Genomic DNA, 19,317 nt, shown 5'->3' with positions numbered 1-19,317 from the left:
CGTTCGCCCGCCACGGTCGGGATCGCCGCCGTGCCCGGGAAGTCGGAACGCACCCGGTCCACCCCGGTCGGGTGCCTTGAACGATACCGACAGCGCTCACCCGTAGGAGTGAGATGCCCGGTCGGGTTACCGGCGCAGATCAGCCATTCTGTCGGGTTCCTATGGCACATGTCAGAGGTAAGACGGCTGGTTTCGTGCGGGTATCGAAGGGGCGCGCACCGGCTCACTCGTGGAGAAACGTATCTCCGAGGGCTCCCGATGCGCCGGTCACAGACCCTTGTCAGGAGCCATACGATCGGTCCGCCATGACAGCAGCAGCCAACCAGAGCGGTCGGCGGCCCACCACCTCACGGCGTCTTGAGCGGGCCGGCATCCGGGATGTGGCAGCAGCCGCCGGAGTGTCGATCACCACCGTCTCCGACGCGCTGAACGGGAAGGGCCGCCTGCCCGACGAGACCAGAAGCCGGGTGCGCGAAGTCGCCGAGCGCCTCGGCTACCGCCCCTCGGCGGCCGCCCGAACCCTGCGCACCGGACGGTCCGGCCTGATCGGGCTGACCGTCACCACCTACGGCGAAGAGCCGTTCACCTTCACCGAATTCGCCTACTTCGCCGAGATGGCCCGGGCCGCCACCAGCGCGGCCCTCGGCCGTGGCTACGCGCTGGTGGTGCTGCCCGCGTCCTCCCGGCACGACGTCTGGGGCAACATCGCGCTCGACGGCACCGTGGTGATCGACCCGCCGGACCAGGACCCGCTGGTCAGCGAGCTGTACCGGTCCGGCGTCCCGGTGGTCAGCGACGGCAAGCCCGGCAACTGCCCGGTCACCGCCTGGGTCGACAACGACCACGAGGCCGCCGTGCTCGGCATCCTCGACCACCTCTCCGAGGCCGGCGCCCGCCGGATCGGCCTGCTCACCGGGACCAGCACCGACACCTACACCCGGCTCTCCACCGAGGCCTACCTCGGCTGGTGCGCCAAGGTCGGCCAGGAGCCGGTCTACGAGACCTACCCCGCGCACGACCCGGCCGCCGGCGCCGTCGCCGCCGACCGGCTGCTCGCCCGCCCCGACCGCCCCGACGCCGTCTACGGCCTCTTCGACCCCAACGGCACCGACCTGCTCGCCGCGGCCCGCCGGTACGGCCTGCGGGTGCCGGACGACCTGCTCCTGGTCTGCTGCAGCGAGAGCGACGTCTACGCCACCACCGAGCCGCCGATCACCACGCTCTCGCTCAAGCCGCGCCGGATCGGCACCACCGTGGTGAACCTGCTCATCGACGCCATCGAAGGAGTGGACTCCGGCACCGGCGTCGACATCGCCCGGCTCTTCCCGCCCCGTTTCCGCACCGCCGGCACCGGCCCGCCGCCCGGCACCCTGATGCCCACCGAGCTCATCGTCCGCGCCTCCTCGCAACGACGGAGCCCGCGCACCACGGTCAGCCCGCCCCGCTTGCCGGGCGAGGTGTGACCCCGGGACGGCGCCCCCTCGGGGTCGCGGTCTAGACCATGCCCAGTCGGGACAAAACGGACCTGACGGACCGCCCGGCTGACGCTCCGGAGGATTGGATACCCACCAGGTGACGACGCCGGGAGAGTGGTCTTCCTATGATGGGCGAATGACACCCGAGGACCGCTTCCCCGGGCCTGAACACCCGGACTCAGGCCCCCGCCACCAGCCGGACCTCGACGTGCTGCCATACGGCACCTATTACGAACCAGAGCCCGCCAGCGGCTACTCCGAGGCCCCGTACGAGGCCGAGACGTACAGCGGCTACGGCGGCGCCCGCTACCTCGAACAGCACTGGCCGGTCCCCGGGACCGAACACGGCCCCGGGGCCGGGGACAGCCACGGGGCCGGGGACGGCCACGGCGGGCACGGCGGGCACCAGGGCTACGAGCCGCCGGCCCTGTCCGACCACCCCGCGACCGCCCACGGCGGCAACGGCGGCCACCAGGGCCACCCCGAGCAGCGGGAACGGCAGAGCGACGACCCGCCGACCATCGAACTCGGCCCCCCGCTCGCCGAACCCGGCCTGCCCTACCACCCCTACCCGGCCCCCGGCCCCGGCGAGCCGCCCGGCCCGCTCTACGTCGTCGGCGACGTCCACGGCTACCTCGACGAACTCCTCGCCGCCCTGCGCCACCAGGGACTGGTCGACGCCGACGGCCACTGGTCCGCCGGACGCTCCCGGATCTGGTTCCTCGGCGACTTCACCGACCGCGGCCCGGACGGCATCGGCGTCATCGACCTCGTCATGCAGCTCGCCGCCGAGGCCGCCGCCGCCGGCGGCTACTGCCGCGCGCTGATGGGCAATCACGAGCTGCTCTTCCTCGGCGCGGCCAGGTACGGCGACGAGCCCGTCCAGTCCACCGCCGGCACCGCCTCCTTCCTCGCCGCCTGGCGGCTCAACGGCGGCCAGCAGCACGACCTGGAACGGCTGGAGACGCACCACATCAGCTGGCTCTCCCGGCTGCCCGCGATCGCGCTGGAGGACGACCACCTGCTGCTGCACTCCGACACCACCGCGTACCTGGAGTACGGCGAGTCCATCGCCGAGGTCAACGACGCCGTCCACGACCTGCTCGCCGACGAGGGCGTCGACGAGTGGTGGGACTGCTTCCGGCGGTTCACCAAGCGGTTCGCCTTCCGCGGCGACGCCGGCCCGACGGCCGTCCGCGAACTGCTGGCCTCCTACGGCGGCGCGCGCGTCGTGCACGGGCACAGCCCGATCCCGTACCTCACCGGCGCGGTCCACTCGGACGACGGCATGCCGCCGCACATCCCCGGCCCGTACGTCTACGCGGACGACCTCGCCGTCGCCATGGACGGCGGCGTCACCATGGACGGCCGCCTGCTCGTCGCACGGCTGCCCATCTGACGTCCGGCCGGGCACCCGGCAGCAGGGACCGGACCGTTCACGGTCCGGTCCCTGCCGTTTGACGCGGCGTCAACCGAACAGGCGTTCCCGGCGCCCGGGCGGTCGCGCCCGCGCGGCCGGGGCGCGAAATTCCGGAAAGCCACTGTCGATCCGGCCCCACCCGCCCCTACCATCAGGGACACACCACGCCCGGCCGCCCGTGTGGCGGCCCGTCTCCCGTGCCCCGCCCCCACGCCCACGAGGCGGAGCGAACGGGGTTCTGCATGAACGGGGTCCCCATGAACGACGCCCCGCACCTGCTCGCCGAGGACCGCCCGGACTTCGAGCGCCTCCTGGACGAAGCACTGCGCGACGACACCGTCCTCACCGTCCTCCGCGCGCCCGGCGCGCCCACCACCGACCGACTGCGCGACCGCGCACTGCACGACGCCGACACCGCCGCCGCGCCCGCGGCCACCGAGTACGAGCACTACCTGCGGCTGCGCGAGAACCTGCGCAGCACACCGCCCCCCGACGGGCCGGTCGGCCCGTCCGGCGAAGCCACCGCGCCCGGCCTGCTCGCCCAGCTGAGCTCGTCCGACGGCGGTGCCGGACTCCTCCCGGTGCTCACCGTGCTCACCCCGATCCTCGCCTGGGCCGCCGCGCTGGTGCTGCTCCTGCTCGGCTACGGCCTCCGGGCCGCCGACCCGGACCTCGCCCTGGGCCGCTCCCTGCTCACCGCGGGGTGGCTGGCGCTCGCCACCGGGGTGGCCGCGATGGCCGTGGGCATCGTCGGACTGATCCTCACCGCCCTGCGGGACGGCTCCGCCGCACCCGTCCCGGCCGGCGCCGACCCTGACCTCGCCGCCGAACTCGCCGACGCCCGGCGCGACTGGCAGCGCGCGCTGCGCGAACGGGCCCTGCCCTCGTACCTGGCCGCCGCCGCCCGGGCCGGCGGGCCGGACGGCGCCCCCGGAGGCAACGGGCTCACCTCGCGCGCCCTCACCGGCCCCGACGAGGTCTGAGGTCCGCCGGCTCCCGGGGCGGCGTCCGTCCGGGGTCCGGCCCGGCCGGCCCGGTGCGGTGCGGCCCGGTGCGGTGCGGCCCGACCGGAGGAGGGCCCGCGACGGACCTCCCCCGGCGGGGGGAGACGGTCCGCCCGCCGCGACGACGCCTCCGGCCACCCCTCGCTGGAATCGTCGGAACCGGCCGGGCCGACCAGCGCCCGCCGAACCGGAGGGGTACCGATGAGCGCGCACGCCATGCTGGAGAAGCTGCACGGCCGGACGGCGCCCGGAGTACCGCGCTGGGCCGTGCGGACCGCGTACGTCACCAGCCTGACCGCGCTGCCCGCGGGTCTCTGGCGGATCGCCGCCTTCACCTTCGGCGCACCGCTGCTGGAGCCGTCCGCCGGGGCGGACCCGGACTCCGGGACCCTGTGGTGGTACGTGATCGTGCTCAGCGCGGTCAGCGAGGCGCTGGCGTTCCTCGCCCTCGGGCTGGTCAGCGAGTGGGGCGAGCGGTGGCCGCGCCGGATGCCGTTCCTCGGCGGGCGCCCCGTCCCGACCCTCGCCGCGGTGATCCCGGCCGCTCTCGGCGCCGCCGCGCTGATGGCCCTCCCGTACTCCCTGGTGATGGGCGCCTTCGGGCGGGGACTCACCGGCGAGCCCACCGGCCTCGTCACCCACGGCTACCAGACCGTCCTCTTCTGGGCCTCCTACCTCCCGCTCGGCCTCTGGGGACCGCTGCTCGCCGTACTGACCGTGCACTACTACCGGCGCCGCGCCGCCGGCCCCGCCCGGCGGCCGTCCACCGCCCTCGCCGCCTGAACCGCCTGCACCGCCCGGTCCGCCGGGACCGACCGGTCAGTCACCCGCTGCCGCGGCGTCCGCCGCCGCCCGGACGAACTCCCGCACCCGCGCCGTGGTGTTGCCCTCCGACCAGACCGGCCCGCGTTCGATCGGCGGCGCGTCGTGGATCGGCACGTAGGCGAGATCCGGGCGCGGGTAGTACCGCCGGGAGTGCTCGCCGACCGGCAGCACGCCCCGGCCGAGGGCGACCAGGGTGAGCATCTCGGAGAAGGTCCCGCCGGCCGGCCCCTTCGGCACCGGCCGCCCCGACGGCGTACGGTCCGGCGTGCGGTCCCGCTTGAACGCCACCGAGGTCACCGCCGGGTACTGCACCACCGGGTGGTCCGCGAGGACCTCCAGCGACACCGACTCCCGCTCCGCCAGCGGGTGGCCGGCCGCCACGGCCAGCACCCGGCGCTCGGTCATCAGCACCGGCCCGCAGGCCATCCCGTCGAACGGGTAGGACGCGATCAGGACGTCCACGGAGCCGTCCAGCAGGCTGGACCGGGTGTTCGCCAGCTGGGCCTCGCGGACGTCCACCCGGCAGTCCGGGTGCCGCTCGGCGAACAGCGCCACCGCCTTCAGCAGCACCGGCGCCGTCCCCTCCCCGAGGAAGGCGACCCGCAGCTCGCCGGTGACGCCCCGGTTCGCGTCCACCGCCCGCCGGACCGCCTCGTCCATCCCCGCCACCAGCGGCGCCAGGTCGTCCGCGAGCCGCCGCCCCACCGGCGTGATCCGCACCGTCCGGCTGGTCCGCTCGAACAGCGGCCCGCCGAGCCGCCGTTCGAGCTGCCGCACCACCTGGCTGACCCGCCCCGTGGTGAGCAGCAGCCGCTCCGCCGTCCGCCCGAAGTGCAGTTCCTCGGCGAGCGCCAGGAAGATCTCGACCTCCAACCGTTCCAGCACCGGCCCCGTCCCTCCCCGGCGTTCAGCCCGGCTCAACGATCCTTGGCCGATCCCGCCTTGATGGCGACGGCCGCCCGGCGGATCGTAGAGGACACGAACCGCCACCGCCTCTCCCCGACTGGAGCCACCGTGACCGCCCTCCGCGTCAAGGCCTTCGACCACCTCGTGCTCAACGTCCGCGACATCGAGCGCTCGCTGGAGTTCTACGGCGGGCTGCTCGGCCTGGCGCCCGTCCGCGTCGACGAGTGGCGGGCCGGCGAGGCCCCCTTCCCGTCGATCCGGATCACCCCCGAGACCATCATCGACCTGATCAGCCGCCCCCGGGGCGAGTCCAACGTCGACCACATCTGCCTGACCGTCGAACCGCTGGACTGGCAGGAGGTCATCGACGCCGGCACCTTCACCGTCCTCGAAGGCCCCGTCCCCCGCTACGGCGCACGCGGCACCGCCACGTCCGTGTACGTGCAGGACCCGGACGGCAACACCGTCGAACTCCGCTGGTACCCCGAGGACGCCGCCTGACCCCGACCTGACCCCGCCCCACCGGCAGGGGCGCCCGTAACGGGCCGAGGGCGCGGCGGCGCGGGGGTCCGGCGCGCTCGACCCAGCCCCGGGGGAGCCCGCACACCGGCGCCGCCCGTCCGCGGCGGGGGTCGCGCTCCGCCGCGCGGCCTCCGTCAGCCGGTGCGGCGGGGTCCGCACCGGCAGTCGACACGGAGCCCACCGACCCGGTGCGATCTCCGCATTGACAGCTCCTCTTCGATGGCTGACCGTAAAAGTCGACAACTGACTTCCCGTCAGCCCATCGGCGACGCAAGGGCCCGACCAACCCAGAACACCAGCCGCTGCGCGAGGAGTTCGACGATGACGGTACCGCCCGCCCTCCCCACCTTCACGCCCGGCAGCCGACGCGCCCCGGGGGCTCTGCCGCTCCTCGGACACGCGTGGCAACTCCAGCGCCGCCCGCTCGCGTTCCTGCGATCGCTCCCACGACACGGCGACCTCGTCGAGATCGGACTCGGGCCGCGCAGAGCCTATGCGGTGTGCCACCCGGACCTGGTGCGGCAGGTGCTCACCGACGCGAGGACCTTCGACAAGGGCGGGCCGATCTACGACAAGCTCCGGCAGCTGCTGGGGAACGGCCTGGGCACCAGCGCCCGCGAACCACACCGCAGGCAGCGCCGCATGATCCAGCCGGTCTTCCACGCGGAACGGATCCGGGAGTACGTCCCGGCCATCCGCGACGAGGTCGTCGCCGCCACCGCCGGATGGTCGGACGGCCAGGTCATCGACGTCGCCGAGCACACCTACAAGATCATCACGAGAGTCCTCACGCGCACGATGTTCGCCGCCGAAGCCCGCGCCGAGGCCGCGACCGTGATCGCCGAGGCGCTGCCGGTGTTCCACGAGGGCGTCGGCCGGCGCATGAACTCGCCCTTCGCCTTCCTGGAGAAGGTGCCGACCTCCGGCAACCGTCGCTACGAAGCGGCGAAGGCCCGACTGCACTCGTTGGTGGACCGACTGATCGCCGACCACCGCCGGGACGGCGCCGATCACGACAACCTGCTGTCCGTGCTCATGGCCGCCGGAGACGGCCGGGCGGACGGCGGGGCCTCGGCGATGACCGACGAGGAGATCCACGAGCATGTGATCACCTTCCTGGTGGCCGGGATCCCCACCTCTGCGGCGGTGCTGGCCTGGTCGCTGCACTTCCTGGGCCAGGACCCCGGGTTGGAGGCCCGCCTGCACAGCGAGGTCGACCTGGTCCTGGACGACGGGCCGCCCACCTGGGCGCACCTGGGCCGGCTCGACCTCACCACCCGCACGCTCACCGAGGTCATGCGGTACTACCCGCCCGGCTGGCTGCTGACCCGGGTCGCGATGCACGACACCGTCCTGGCCGGACGGCGCATCCCCGAGGGCACCGTGATCCTCTTCAGCCCGTACCTCCTCCACCACCGCCCGGACCTGCACCCCGCCCCCGGCCTCTTCGACCCGGACCGCTGGCTCCCGGAGCGCCGGCACGCGATGGCCCGGGACACGTTCATCCCGTACGGCATCGGCAGCCGCAAGTGCATCGGCGAGGTCTACGGCATCGTCGAACTCACCCTCGCGCTCTCCGTGATAGCGCGCCGCTGGCGGCTGACACCGGTGCCGGGCGCAGGCGCACACCTCACCGACCCGAAGCCTTCCGCCGTCATCCACCCGGCGCCCCTGACGATGCGCCTCGGCGAACGCGGGGCCACCCGCCCCCGGGCCTGAGCGGTCAGGGTCCCCGGTCACAGGGGCAGATCAACCTTCGTCGAGACCGGTGTCCCGGTCCGCGAGGTCAGGCGAGGGCGGCGGCCAGCAGGGTGAAGGCGGCGACGATGACGGCGACGCGGGCGTAGTGGAAGCGGTCCCAGCGGTCGCTCTGTTCCCTCCAGTCCGCGGGCCGGTTCTCGGGGGTCCACGTCTTGCTCCGGTTGTTGATCGGGACGAGCAGCAGGACCGACATGAGCACGCTGATGACCAGCAGTGCGGCGGCGGTCACGACGAGGCCGACGCCGGGGCGGTGCCATCCGGCGACGGCCCACACGGCGCTCAGGGCGAGGGAGGTGAAGTACCAGACCGGCATCAGGGCGCCGAGCATCCGGCCACCGTGGGCGCGGCCGAGCTGGTAGCTGTCCTCGGGCAGTGCGCCGAGGATCCGGTTGACGACGAAGGCGACGGAGAACTCCACCCCCACCATCACTCCGACAACCACGATGGTGACGACCTTGAGTGCGTCGAGCATGATGACCCCTCCTGAGATCTAGCGCCGCTAGGTGATGAGAGCAACGCTAGTACTACTGCCGCTCCCTTGTCTAGCGGTGCTAGAATCAGGTCATGTCGGTTCAGGAACGCAAGGAACGCGAACGGGCGGCCCGCGAGCACCTCATCGTGGCGACGGCCCGCGAAATCGCCGAGCAACAGGGCTGGGACGCGGTCACCACCCGCCGGCTCGCCGAGCGCATCGAGTACAGCCAGCCCGTCCTCTACAGCCACTTCCGCGGCAAGCGCGAGATCATCGGGGCCGTCGCCCTGGAGGGTGCCGCCGAGATGGCCGCGGCGCTGCGGGCCGCGACCTCGGCCGCCGACGGCCCCCGCACCCGGGTCACCGCTCTCGCCCGCACCTACCTCGACTTCGCCGAACGCCACCCGGCGGTCTACGACGCCATGTTCCAGCTCGACGGCGGTCTGGCCTTCGCGGCCGAGGACACCCCGGCGCCGCTCAAGGACGCCTTCGCCGCCCTGCTGGAGAGCCTCGGCGAGGTCGCCGGGGAGGGCGTCCACCCGGGGCTGTTCACCGAGGTGTTCTGGGCGGCCCTGCACGGGCTGGCCACCCTGACCCGGGCGGGACGGCTGCCGCCGGCCGAAGCCGAGCAGAGGGTGGAGCTGCTGGTGGACCGGCTCGCCGTGATCTGACACGCCGTTCGGACGGGCGGGCAGCCGGAGACCTTCCCGGCTGCCGGCCTACGAGTCCCCGCCCCGACACGACCCCGAACCCGCCCGCCGCCACCGGGGCCGGCAACTCCGGCGCCCTGTTCGGCGCGGGCGCGGCCCTGGTGCTGCTCGGCGCCGGCGCGGTCCTCTACGCGAAGCGCCGCCGCACCGCGTCCCAGGGCTGACCCGGCCCCGGTGCCCCGCCCGGCCCCCGCCGCCGGGGCACCGGCCCGCCGGCTCGGCCACAGTGCTGGGAAGCCCCCTCCACCTCCCAGCACTGCTGCCGGTCTGCGCGCGAGCTCGACCTCACTCCCGGCCGATGCCGACGGCGGAGCCCGTCAGTCGGCCAGCGGGAGGTAGACGCGGTTGCCCTGGGCCGCGAACTCGGCGGACTTCTCGGCCATGCCGGCGACCGCGTCGGCGCCGTAGCCGGCGTTGACGGCCGTGGAGCCGTCGCCGTGCTGGTCGCGGATCTGCTGGGAGATCTTCATCGAGCAGAACTTCGGTCCGCACATGGAGCAGAAGTGGGCCGTCTTGGCAGGCTCGGCGGGGAGGGTCTCGTCGTGGAACGCGCGGGCCGTCTCCGGGTCGAGGGCCAGGTTGAACTGGTCCTCCCAGCGGAACTCGAAGCGGGCGTCGGAGAGGGCGTCGTCCCAGTCCCGGGCACCCGGGTGGCCCTTGGCGAGGTCGGCGGCGTGGGCGGCGATCTTGTAGGTGATGACGCCGGTCTTCACGTCGTCCCGGTTCGGCAGGCCCAGGTGCTCCTTGGGCGTGACGTAGCAGAGCATCGCGGTGCCCCACCAGGCGATCATCGCCGCCCCGATGCCGGAGGTGATGTGGTCGTACCCGGGCGCGACGTCCGTGGTGAGCGGGCCGAGGGTGTAGAACGGGGCCTCGTCGCAGATCTCCTTCTGGAGATCCATGTTCTCCTTGATCTTGTTCATCGCGACGTGGCCCGGACCCTCGATCATCACCTGGACGTCCCTCGCGCGGGCGATCCGGCCCAGCTCGCCCAGCGTCTCCAGCTCGGCGAACTGCGCCTCGTCGTTGGCGTCGGCGGTCGAACCGGGGCGCAGGCCGTCACCGAGCGAGAAGGTGACGTCGTAGCGCGCGAGGATGTCGCAGAGCTCCGCGAAGTTGGTGTAGAGGAAGTTCTCCTGATGGTGCGCCAGACACCAGGCGGCCATGATCGAACCGCCGCGCGAGACGATTCCGGTCTTGCGGCGGGCCGTCAGCGGAACGTACCGCAGCAGCACGCCCGCGTGGACGGTCATGTAGTCGACGCCCTGCTCGCACTGCTCGACGACGGTGTCGCGGTAGACGTCCCAGCTGAGCTCCTCCGCCCTGCCGTCGACCTTCTCCAGCGCCTGGTAGAGCGGCACGGTCCCGATCGGCACGGGGGAGTTGCGCAGGATCCACTCGCGGGTGGTGTGGATGTTGCGGCCGGTGGAGAGGTCCATGACGGTGTCGGCGCCCCAGCGGGTGGCCCAGGTCATCTTCTCCACCTCCTCCTCGATCGAGGAGGTGACGGCGGAGTTGCCGATGTTCGCGTTGATCTTCACCAGGAAGTTGGTGCCGATGACGGCCGGCTCCACCTCGGGGTGGTTCACGTTGACCGGGATGACGGCGCGCCCGCGGGCGACCTCGTCGCGCACGAACTCGGCCTCCAGGCCCTCGCGCAGGGCGACGAACTCCATCTCGGGCGTCACGATGCCGCGCTTGGCGTAGGCCAGCTGGGTGACGGCCTCACCGCCGCGTCCGCGCAGCGGGCGGCGCGGCCGGCCGGGGAAGACCGCGTCGAGGTTGCGCAGGTCCCCGCCGCGCGGCGACGTGTGCTTGATGCCGTCGTCCTCGGGACGCGCCTCGCGCCCGTCGTACTCCTCGACGTCGCCGCGCTGACGGATCCAGGAATCGCGCAGGGCCGGCAGGCCGCGCCGCACGTCGGGTTCGTAGGCCGGATCGGTGTACGGCCCGGAGGTGTCGTACAGCGGGACGGTCTTCCCGTTGGTGAGCACGACCTCGCGGTACGGAACGCGCAGGTCGGGGCGGGACCCGTCGCGGTAGGCCTTGCGCCAGGCCGGGGTCGGGTAGCCGGTACCCGCGCTGGAGACGGCGGAGTTCCGGGCAGACTGCGGCTGTGCGTCGAACGTGGTCATCAGACCTTCTACTCCCTACGCCGGCATTACCCGGTCAGGTTCCTGCGGTCGACGCAGCGGTCGGCACGTCGGACGACGTTCCGGTCAGCGCCCTCTCAGCCCGGTGCTCCGAGCTCCCGTGTCCGCAGGCCGTGTTGCCTGCGCATGACGTCCAACACCGTAGCGAGCGGAACGCCGGAGGTCCAGAGGGGGTCGGAACGGCCGGCCGACGGGTGTCGAATCCGGCAAATCGGACGGTCGCGGCCGAGCGGACCGGCAATCGGGCCCCGGCCGGGCAGACTGGCAGTCGCGGGGTCGACGGCGGGGACGACGAGAGGGAGGCCGGCGTGGTCGGAAGCACGGGGCGGGTCACCGGGACGGTCGGCACGGGGCTGGTCGGCGAGGTGATGGTGCACGTCCCGGAGCGGCAGGGCGCCGAGGCGTTCCTCGCCTACCTCGCCGTACCGGGGGACCGACTGCCGGTCGGCACACCGGTGTTGGTGATCGAGTACCAGCCGCCGCGCACCGTGTACGTAGCGCCCATAGGCCCGTGACGACCTTGTGACAGAGCGTCATGTCACTTCCCTTTCCATCGGTTTGGCTCCGGCGGAGAATCCGAGTCGGCGCATCTCCTGCGCCGGAAGGGGGAGTTGAACCATGGTGTACCTCATCCCCGGAGCGGTGGTCGCGACACTGCTCCTCGGAATCACACTCTTCAAACTCATGTGGCGGGTGGCCGAGCCGAACGAGGCTCTGATCATCTCCGGCTCCCGGCACCGGACCGAGGGGGTCGGCGACGGGCTGGGATTCCGGATCGTCACCGGCCGGGGGACCCTCGTCACCCCCGGCCTGCAGGGCGTCCGGCGGCTCTCGCTGGACCTCAACGAGGCCGAACTGAACGTCGAGTGCGTCACCACGCAGGGAATCCCGGTCCGGGTGAAGGGCGTGGTGATCTTCAAGGTCGGCGACGACGACGTCTCGATCGCCAACGCCGCCCGCCGTTTCCTCGACCAGCAGAAGCTGATCAGCCAGCGCGTCCACAACGTCTTCGCCGGACACCTGCGGTCGATCGTCGGCGGGCTCACCGTCGAGGACATGATCCGCGACCGCGAGCGGCTCACCGGGGAGACCAGGGCCGCCTCGGGGCTGGAGATGGAGAAGCTCGGGCTGATCATCGACACCCTGCAGATCCAGGAGATCATCGACCCGACCGGCTACATCAAGAACCTCGCCATCCCGCACGCCGCAGCCGTCCAGCGGGACGCCCGGATCGCGCAGGCGCACGCCGACCGGCTGGCCACCGAGGCCGAGCAGGAGGCGGCCGCCCGCAAGGCCGAGGCGACCCGCAACAGCGAGATCCAGCAGGCCTCCTACCAGGCCGAACGGGACACCGCCAACGCCAGGGCCCGACAGGCCGGCCCGCTCGCCGACGCCGGCGCCCGGCAGCAGGTGGTGGTCCAGGAGACCCGGGTCGCCGAGCTGGAGGCCCAACGGAAGGAGCAGCAGCTCCAGATCGACGTCCGCAAACCGGCCGACGCCCGGGCGTACGACACCCGGACCACGGCGGACGCCGACCGTGACGCCCGGATCTCCGCCGCCCAGGCCCAGGCCCAGGAGACCGAGCTGAAGGCGGCGGCCGAGGCCGGCCGGGTCCGCATCGCGGCCCAGGCCGAGGCGGAGGCCACCAAGCTGCGCGGCCTGGCCGCCGCCGAGGCGACCAGGGCCACCGGAGAGGCGGAGGCGGCGTCCGCCGAGGCACGCGGTCTGGCGGACGCGCAGGCCGTCCGGGCTCTCGGTCTCGCCAAGGCCGAGGGCCTCAAGGCCCGTGCCGACGCGCTGGCCGAGAACCAGGAGGCTCTGGTCGCACAGGAGTTGGCGGAGAAGTGGCCGGACATCGTGCTGGCCGCCGCCGAGTCGTTCGGCCACGTCGAGCACATGGTGCTGCTCAACGGCGCCGACGGAATGGGCGAGCTGTTCGCCAAGGCGCTCACCATGGGCGGCACCGGGCTCGGCCTGGCCCGCCAGCTGCTGACCACCATCGGGCCGGAGGCCGCACCGGCCGCGGCACCCACCGCGGCACCGGCTGCGGCCGTCCAGCAGATTCCGGTCGACCGCACGCCGGCGGACCGGGTGCCCGCGGACCGGACCACGGAGGAGTGACGTGACTGGGTAGCCGCCCGCGCCCACCTGAGTACGAGTACTCAGGTGGGCGCGGGTGCGTCCGCCGGACGATGGGGACATGCACCCTGCAGCCACCGCGCGGATCGGCATCACCGCCGTCGGAGCCCACCTGCCCGCCCGCCGTCTGACCTCCCAGCAGCTCCAGGACGAGGTCACCGCCGGCGGCCGACTCCGCCTGCCGGAGCGGACGTTCGAGAAGGCCACCGGCATCGTCACCCGGCACTTCGCGGCCGAGGGCGAGTACGCCTCCACGCTGGCCGTGGGCGCCGCCCGGCGCGCCCTCGCCGCCCGCGGACTGGACCCGCTCGACCTCGACCTGCTGCTGTACGCCTCGGCCACCCGGGACGTCTGCGAGCCTGCCACGGCCCACCTCGTCCAGGCCGAACTCGGCTCCCGCGCACACGCGCTGGACGTCAGCAACGCCTGCAACAGCTTCCTCAACGGCATCGACCTGGCCCGTGCGATGATCCTCGCCGGCCGGGCCCGGCGCGCCCTGGTGGTCACCGGCGAGACGCCGAGCCGGGCCATGCGGCGCGACCCGGACGGCCTCGCCGACTTCCGCGACGGGTTCGCCGGCTACACCTTCGGCGACGCCGGCGCCGCCGTCGTGGTCGAGGCGGTGGAACGCGGCGGCATCCTCGACATCGAGACCGAGACCGCCTCCGAACACTGGGAGGTCGGCGGGATCCCGGGCGGCGGCTCGCGGCACCCGCGCGGCGACGAGTACAGCTACTTCCGGGGCGGCGGCAAGGAGTTGCGCGGCGTCTTCGAGAAGATCGGCGGGGACATCCTGACCCGGGTGGCCGCCCGCACCGGCCTCGGCTGGGACGACTACGCCCGGGTGCTGGTGCACCAGGTGACCGTCCCCTACCTGGAGCGGTTCGTCGAGCTCACCGGGGTGCCGGCGGAGAAGCTGGTGGTCACCGTGCCCGAGCTGGGCAATGTCGCCAGCGCCACGCTCGGCATCCAACTCGACCGAATAAGACACGAGTTGAATACCGGAGACAAGGTGCTCCTGCTCGGCCTGGGCGGCGGCGTCAGCCTGATGACGATGGTCTGGGAGGCGTCGTGAGCACCCCGGCGACCCCCCGGACGGACGGCCACCGGCTCTGGGTCGTCGTCCCCGCCTACCAGGAGGAGGCCCGGATCACCGGCACCCTGGACGCCCTCGCCGCCCAACGGGACCGGGAGTTCACCCTGCTGGTCGCCGACAACGGCTCGACCGACGGCACGGTGGCCGCCGTCCGCGCCTTCGCCGCCCGGGCGCCCTTCCCCGTCGAGGTGCTGGTCGAGCCGGAGAAGGGCGTCGGCTCGGCGGTCGACACCGCCTTCCGGCACGCCATCGCGCACGGCGCGACGCTGCTCGCCCGCACCGACGCCGACTGCCTGCCCGAGCCCGGCTGGAGCGCCGCCGCCCGGGCCGGGATGTGTGCCGGGGGCGGACTGGTCTGCGGCCGGGTCACCGCCCGCCGCGACGAGCACGGGCCGACCGGGCGGGCCGTCTTCCTGCTCCTGGTCGCGCTGGGCGCCTTCTTCGGCCGGATCCGGCCCGCGCACCGGCGCCGGCACGGCTACCTCACCCCGTACCGGATGCACGCCGGCAACAACATGGCGATCACCGCCGAGCTGTACCAGGCCGTCGGCGGCATGCCGCGCCGGCCCTCGCCCACCGACCGTACGTTCATCAACCGGGTCCGCCGGCACAGCACGGCGATCGTGCACCGCCGGGACATGGTGGTGCAGAACTCCACCCGGCGGATCCGCGCCTACGGGGTGGTCGGCACGGCGCGCTGGTACCTGGAGCGCGGCGCCGGACCACGCTCCGTCGACGTCCGCTGAGCACGGCGGACCCCGGCAACCGTCCCGGTCCCGGCGCCGTCCCACTCCTCGCCGCCCCACCCTCCGCGCCGACCCGGGTCCCTGCCCCGAGCCCCTGACCCTGACCCGGCCCCTGCCCCTGCCCCTGCCCTGACCCAGCACCCGCCAGACTCCCTCGCCGAGGACACCCGATGCTCGACCGGCTCGCCCACGCGCTGCGCACCGTCCACCCCGACCGCCCGGCCGTCCTGCGGCACACCCGGCTCGGCACCACCCGGGTCCGGATCCGTCGCGGCGAACTCGCCGACCTCGCCGACACCTACGCCACCGCCCTGCACGCCCGTGGCCTCACCGAAGGCACCACCCTCGGCGTCGCCGTCCGCCCCGGCCCCCGGGCCCTCGCCGTCATGCTCGCCGCGCACCGGCTCGGCCTGCGGATCGCCGTCCTGGACCCGGCCGCCGGCCCCGACGTGCTGGCCGCCCGGCTCTCCCTCGCCCAACCCGACCTGGTGCTCGCCGACGCCGCTGCCCAGGCGGCGGCCGGCTGGGCCGAGCCGCTGGCCCGGCGCGCCGGCCTCGCCCTGCCCCCGCTGGACGTGATCGGCCCGGTCGCCACCCTCGGCCGACGACTGCCCGGCTGCGCACCGGGGTTGCGGCTCGGCCGGTTCGGCGCCTCCGTGCCCCGCGTCCCCGGCCGCGACACCCACGAGCGGGACGCCGACGCCGTCATCGTCTTCACCTCCGGCACCACCGCCCGCCCGCGCGCCGTGGTGCACACCCGGAACGGCCTGGCCGCCGGGCTGCGCACGGTCACCGACCTGGTCGACCCGCGGCCCGGAACGACCGTCGTGGGCGGCACCTTCTTCGTCCTGGTCCCCGCCCTCACCGCCGGTGCCGCCGTCGCCCTGCCGGCCCGCACACCGACCGCGCTCGCCCGCCAACTCGCCCGGCTCGCGCCGGCCCACACCTATCTCACCCCGCCGCAGCTGCGTGCGGCCCTGGCCGTCGGAGCCCGGTTCACCGGGCGGGTCTGGACCGGCTCGGCGCCCGCCGACGCCGCCCTGCTCCGCCGGGTCAAGCAGGCCGGCGCCGACCAGGCCTGGGGCGTGTACGCGCTCACCGAGCTGTTCCCGGCGGCGGCCGTCGAGGAGGTCGAGAAGAGCGCCTTCACCGGCCCGGGCGACCTGGTCGGCGCCCCGCTGCCGGGTGTCCGCACCGACCTCGGTCCGGACGGCGAACTGCTGCTCACCGGCCCCGGCGCCCGTCACCGCTACCTGGGCGAGGAACCCGACCCGTGGGTGCGCACCGGCGACCGTGGCGCGCTCGACGGGAACGGCCGGATCGTGCTCGGCGGCCGGCTCAAGGACATGGTCCTGCGCCGCGCCGAGAACATCTATCCCGGCCTCTACGAACCGGCGCTGCACCTGCCGGGTGTCGCCCTCGCGGTGCTGGTCGGAGTCCCGTCCGGGGACGGCGACGAACGGCTGGTCGCCCTCGTCCAGCCCGTGCCCGGTACCGATCCCGACCGGCTTCGGGCCGCGCTGAACGCCCCGCTGGACCGGATGGGCACGGCCCGCCCGGACGCCGTCCTGTTCGGCGAGGTACCTCTGACCGGCCGTTCCCGCAAACCCGACCGGGCTGCCGCATCCGCCTACTGCGCAGGGGAGTTGTCCACATGAACACCGTCGTCCCGGACGCGCCCGCCGGCCGCCGGACCGCACCCGCACCCTCACCGGCACCGCCACCCTCGCCGGCCCCGACCGGCGCAGCGACGCCCAGCCGCACCGCCCCCGACCGCACCGACCCCGACCGCACCGACCCCGACCGGACGGACCCCGACCGCAGCGCCCTCGACCGCGCCGCCCGCCGGCGGGACCGCCGGGTCTACCTGCACAGCCACCCGGTGCTCTTCGCCCTGCTCGCCGCCACCCGCCGACGCCCGGTGGTCCGGCTCGGCCGTACCGTCCTGGTCCACGACACCGAGGCCTACCGCGAGGCGCTCACCCGGATCCCGCTCGACCGCACCGCGCCCGGCACCACCGGCGGAGCCGCCGCCCGACTGACCGACGGCGGGCTCCTGTTCGACCAGGACGGCGCCGAACACCGTTCCGCCCGAAGGGTGTTGGCAGCGGGACTCGACTCTGCGGCGGTGCGGCGGCTGCGCCCGCACTGGCTGGCCGTGCTGGCCGAACGGGTGCCGGCGATCGCCGACGGGCCGATCGACCTGGTCCGCCTGGCCCAGGAGCTGTCCGGGGTGACGGCCGCCGCGCTGACCGGCTCCCCGGCCGCCCCGCACGCCCTGGCCGGTGCCGCCGCCCGGGCCGCCGAAGCCGCCGCCCGCGACCACCTGCCCGGACCGCGGCCCCGTCGCCGCACCGCCCGGGCGTCCGCCGCGCGCGCCGCCGACCTGGCCGCGCTGCTGCCCGACCCGCTGGACACGATGGTCGCGGTCGCCACCGTCAACACCACCGTCGCCGCCCTCCCCCGGGCCGCCGCCTGGTGCGCGGACGCCGGCCTCTGGCCGTCGGTCGACGCCGCCACCGCTCCCGCACTCGCCGCCGAGCTCCTCCGTCTCACCGCGCCCTCGCCCCTGCTCCCCCGGGTGGCCGCCGAGGACGCCGTCCTGGCCGGCCGCCGGGTCCGGGCCGGCGACCGGCTGATCCTGGTCGCCCGGCACGCCGCCCGGGCCCACCGGCCGGAGGCCGCCCCAGGTCCGGGCGCCACCCAGGCCGTCTTCGGCGCCGGACCGCACGCCTGCCCCGGCGCGGGCCTGGCCCGGGTGCTGCTCGCCGACCTCCTGCTCGCCCTCGCCCCGTACCGCCCGGTGGTCACCCGTGCCCGGGCCGACCGCCGCGCCGCGCTCCCCGGCTGGGCGGAACTCACCGTGCGCCGCACCCGCACCCCCACCGCCCGAGCCGACACCGCCCGGGCCGACGCGGTCGCGCCGACCGCCACCGTCACCCCCGCCACGACCGGGCCCGCCGTCACCGTTCCCCCCGGTCCCGCGCCCCCGGCGCCCGCACCCACCTGTCCCCACGCCGCAGCCGCCGCCCTCCACCGAGGAGACCCCCGATGCGGATAGCCGTCACCGGAGCGAGCGGTTTCTGCGGCTCCCACGTCGTCCGCGCCGCCGTCGCCCACGGTCTGGACGTGGTCGGCTACGGCCGCCGCCCCGGTCCGGCCGGCCGCCACGTCCACTGGGACGCCGCCGTCGCCGACCCGGACCTCACCGGCGTCGACGCCGTGGTGCACTGCGCCGCCGCCGTCGCCGACCTGCCCCCGGGCTCCGCCGCCGAGGCCGGGCAGTTCGCCGTCAACGTCACCGGCACCGAGCGCCTGCTGCGCGCCGCCGCCGGGCGCCCGGTCGTCTGGGTCTCCAGCGCCAGCGTCTACGACCCCCGGATCGCCCGCGAGTCCGTCCGGGAGCACCACCCCACCGAGGGCGGTCACCTCAACGCGTACGGTCGCACCAAGGCCGCCGGTGAGCGGCTCGCGCTCGCGGCGGGGGCGGTCGTCCTGCGTCCGCGCGCCGTCTACGGGCCGGGCGATCCCCACCTCGTGCCCCGGCTGCTGGGACGGGTCCGGCACGGGCGACTGCTGCTGCCCGGAGGGGACGTCCGGCTCAGCCTCACCGCCGTGCAGAACCTCGCCGACGCCTGTCTGGCCGCCGCCGGGACCGGCCGCCCCGGCAACCGCCCGTGGGCACCGGGCGCCTACAACATCGCCGACGCCCGCCACTACCGGCGTGACGAGGCGGTCCGCGCGGTGCTCGCCGCCCACGGCGTGCACGCCGGGCTCCACCACGTCCCGGCGCCGCTGGCCCGGCTGGCCGCCCGCACCGGCCGGGTCCCGGGTCTGACCCCGTACGCGGTCGACCAGCTGTCCCGCAGCGTCACCCTGGACCTGGCCCGCGCGCGCACCCAGGGCTGGCGCCCGCTCTGGGATCTCGACACCGTCCTGATGCTCGACCGCGCGGCGCCCGCGGCCGCACCCCCCGGAACCGCCGGCCCGGCCTGAACCGCCGACCCGGCCCCCGACGACGGACGCCCGCACCCCGGTGAGGGGTGCGGGCGTCCGCGCAAGGCCGGTGGAGACCGGTGGAGGCCGGT

General features: G+C 74.5%; 17 protein-coding genes. 14 read left to right on the top strand and 3 right to left on the bottom strand.

Going from position 1 to position 19,317, the window contains the following annotated elements:
• Positions 1–305: 305 nt before the first annotated feature.
• From PUR56_RS17870 to PUR56_RS17855, 4 genes are all read left to right on the top strand, one after another.
• Positions 306–1,463 carry a LacI family DNA-binding transcriptional regulator gene (locus PUR56_RS17870; RefSeq protein WP_329884734.1) on the top strand — a complete coding sequence of 386 codons (1,158 nt, stop codon included), beginning with the start codon at positions 306–308 and terminating at the stop codon, positions 1,461–1,463.
• Between the two features lie 148 nt (positions 1,464–1,611).
• Positions 1,612–2,874, top strand: coding sequence for a metallophosphoesterase (locus PUR56_RS17865; protein WP_329949649.1), 1,263 nt, complete (start codon positions 1,612–1,614; stop codon positions 2,872–2,874).
• Positions 2,875–3,137: 263 nt separating this feature from the next.
• Positions 3,138–3,878: a hypothetical protein gene (locus PUR56_RS17860; protein WP_329884736.1), complete on the top strand. Its 741-nt coding sequence runs from the start codon at positions 3,138–3,140 to the stop codon at positions 3,876–3,878.
• A 222-nt stretch (positions 3,879–4,100) separates the two neighbouring features.
• The gene (locus PUR56_RS17855; RefSeq protein ID WP_329949648.1) at positions 4,101–4,682 is read left to right on the top strand and encodes a hypothetical protein; all 582 of its coding nucleotides are present in this window, start codon (positions 4,101–4,103) and stop codon (positions 4,680–4,682) included.
• Between the two features lie 36 nt (positions 4,683–4,718).
• Here PUR56_RS17855 and PUR56_RS17850 read toward each other — a convergent pair whose 3' ends face one another.
• On the bottom strand, positions 4,719–5,609 hold the full coding sequence (locus tag PUR56_RS17850) for a LysR family transcriptional regulator (RefSeq protein WP_329949647.1): 891 nt from the start codon (positions 5,607–5,609) through the stop codon (positions 4,719–4,721).
• Between the two features lie 129 nt (positions 5,610–5,738).
• Here PUR56_RS17850 and PUR56_RS17845 point away from each other — a divergent pair, with 129 nt between their 5' ends.
• Both PUR56_RS17845 and PUR56_RS17840 read left to right on the top strand, forming a co-directional pair.
• The gene (locus PUR56_RS17845; RefSeq protein ID WP_329884739.1) at positions 5,739–6,131 is read left to right on the top strand and encodes a VOC family protein; all 393 of its coding nucleotides are present in this window, start codon (positions 5,739–5,741) and stop codon (positions 6,129–6,131) included.
• A gap of 342 nt (positions 6,132–6,473) precedes the next feature.
• Complete coding sequence (locus PUR56_RS17840; RefSeq protein ID WP_329949646.1) at positions 6,474–7,871, top strand: cytochrome P450; 1,398 nt, start codon at positions 6,474–6,476, stop codon at positions 7,869–7,871.
• Positions 7,872–7,938: 67 nt separating this feature from the next.
• On the opposite strand, the gene PUR56_RS17835 is transcribed toward PUR56_RS17840, so the two are convergent.
• A complete protein-coding gene (locus PUR56_RS17835; RefSeq protein ID WP_329949645.1) occupies positions 7,939–8,385 on the bottom strand; it encodes a DUF1772 domain-containing protein in 447 nt (148 codons plus the stop codon).
• A 92-nt stretch (positions 8,386–8,477) separates the two neighbouring features.
• Here PUR56_RS17835 and PUR56_RS17830 point away from each other — a divergent pair, with 92 nt between their 5' ends.
• Entirely contained in the window at positions 8,478–9,056 is a 579-nt protein-coding gene (locus tag PUR56_RS17830; RefSeq protein ID WP_329949644.1) for a TetR/AcrR family transcriptional regulator, read from the top strand.
• A 356-nt stretch (positions 9,057–9,412) separates the two neighbouring features.
• Here PUR56_RS17830 and thiC read toward each other — a convergent pair whose 3' ends face one another.
• A complete protein-coding gene (gene thiC, locus PUR56_RS17825) occupies positions 9,413–11,230 on the bottom strand; it encodes a phosphomethylpyrimidine synthase ThiC (RefSeq protein WP_329949643.1) in 1,818 nt (605 codons plus the stop codon).
• Positions 11,231–11,556: 326 nt separating this feature from the next.
• Between thiC and PUR56_RS17820 the strand changes: the two genes are divergently transcribed.
• From PUR56_RS17820 to PUR56_RS17790, 7 genes are all read left to right on the top strand, one after another.
• Positions 11,557–11,763, top strand: coding sequence for a hypothetical protein (locus PUR56_RS17820; protein ID WP_329949642.1), 207 nt, complete (start codon positions 11,557–11,559; stop codon positions 11,761–11,763).
• Between the two features lie 103 nt (positions 11,764–11,866).
• A complete protein-coding gene (locus PUR56_RS17815; protein WP_329949641.1) occupies positions 11,867–13,369 on the top strand; it encodes an SPFH domain-containing protein in 1,503 nt (500 codons plus the stop codon).
• A 79-nt stretch (positions 13,370–13,448) separates the two neighbouring features.
• On the top strand, positions 13,449–14,462 hold the full coding sequence (locus tag PUR56_RS17810) for a 3-oxoacyl-ACP synthase III family protein (RefSeq protein ID WP_329949640.1): 1,014 nt from the start codon (positions 13,449–13,451) through the stop codon (positions 14,460–14,462).
• A complete protein-coding gene (locus PUR56_RS17805; RefSeq protein ID WP_329884749.1) occupies positions 14,459–15,229 on the top strand; it encodes a glycosyltransferase family 2 protein in 771 nt (256 codons plus the stop codon). Before PUR56_RS17810 ends, PUR56_RS17805 begins: the two co-directional genes overlap by 4 nt.
• Positions 15,230–15,399: 170 nt before the next feature.
• Positions 15,400–16,887, top strand: coding sequence for a class I adenylate-forming enzyme family protein (locus PUR56_RS17800; RefSeq protein ID WP_329949639.1), 1,488 nt, complete (start codon positions 15,400–15,402; stop codon positions 16,885–16,887).
• Positions 16,884–18,290, top strand: coding sequence for a cytochrome P450 (locus PUR56_RS17795; RefSeq protein ID WP_329949638.1), 1,407 nt, complete (start codon positions 16,884–16,886; stop codon positions 18,288–18,290). Before PUR56_RS17800 ends, PUR56_RS17795 begins: the two co-directional genes overlap by 4 nt.
• Entirely contained in the window at positions 18,281–19,225 is a 945-nt protein-coding gene (locus PUR56_RS17790; protein ID WP_329949637.1) for an NAD-dependent epimerase/dehydratase family protein, read from the top strand. Before PUR56_RS17795 ends, PUR56_RS17790 begins: the two co-directional genes overlap by 10 nt.
• The last annotated feature ends 92 nt before the right edge of the window (positions 19,226–19,317 follow it).

The sequence above is a fragment of the Streptomyces sp. BE303 genome (assembly GCF_036290945.1).
Lineage (GTDB): Bacteria > Actinomycetota > Actinomycetes > Streptomycetales > Streptomycetaceae > Kitasatospora.
Note: the sequence above shows the minus strand (reverse complement) of the source record. Positions and strands in the feature narration are given on the sequence as shown.

Excerpts from the sequence above, each read along its gene's own strand:
- PUR56_RS17870 (WP_329884734.1), top strand. The coding sequence starts at position 306 with ATGACAGCAGCAGCCAACCAGAGCGGTCGGCGGCCCACCACCTCACGG.
- PUR56_RS17865 (WP_329949649.1), top strand. The coding sequence starts at position 1,612 with ATGACACCCGAGGACCGCTTCCCCGGGCCTGAACACCCGGACTCAGGC.
- PUR56_RS17860 (WP_329884736.1), top strand. The coding sequence starts at position 3,138 with ATGAACGGGGTCCCCATGAACGACGCCCCGCACCTGCTCGCCGAGGAC.
- PUR56_RS17855 (WP_329949648.1), top strand. The coding sequence starts at position 4,101 with ATGAGCGCGCACGCCATGCTGGAGAAGCTGCACGGCCGGACGGCGCCC.
- PUR56_RS17840 (WP_329949646.1), top strand. The coding sequence starts at position 6,474 with ATGACGGTACCGCCCGCCCTCCCCACCTTCACGCCCGGCAGCCGACGC.
- PUR56_RS17835 (WP_329949645.1), bottom strand. The coding sequence starts at position 8,385 with ATGCTCGACGCACTCAAGGTCGTCACCATCGTGGTTGTCGGAGTGATG.
- PUR56_RS17830 (WP_329949644.1), top strand. The coding sequence starts at position 8,478 with ATGTCGGTTCAGGAACGCAAGGAACGCGAACGGGCGGCCCGCGAGCAC.
- thiC (WP_329949643.1), bottom strand. The coding sequence starts at position 11,230 with ATGACCACGTTCGACGCACAGCCGCAGTCTGCCCGGAACTCCGCCGTC.
- PUR56_RS17815 (WP_329949641.1), top strand. The coding sequence starts at position 11,867 with ATGGTGTACCTCATCCCCGGAGCGGTGGTCGCGACACTGCTCCTCGGA.
- PUR56_RS17810 (WP_329949640.1), top strand. The coding sequence starts at position 13,449 with ATGCACCCTGCAGCCACCGCGCGGATCGGCATCACCGCCGTCGGAGCC.
- PUR56_RS17800 (WP_329949639.1), top strand. The coding sequence starts at position 15,400 with ATGCTCGACCGGCTCGCCCACGCGCTGCGCACCGTCCACCCCGACCGC.
- PUR56_RS17795 (WP_329949638.1), top strand. The coding sequence starts at position 16,884 with ATGAACACCGTCGTCCCGGACGCGCCCGCCGGCCGCCGGACCGCACCC.
- PUR56_RS17790 (WP_329949637.1), top strand. The coding sequence starts at position 18,281 with ATGCGGATAGCCGTCACCGGAGCGAGCGGTTTCTGCGGCTCCCACGTC.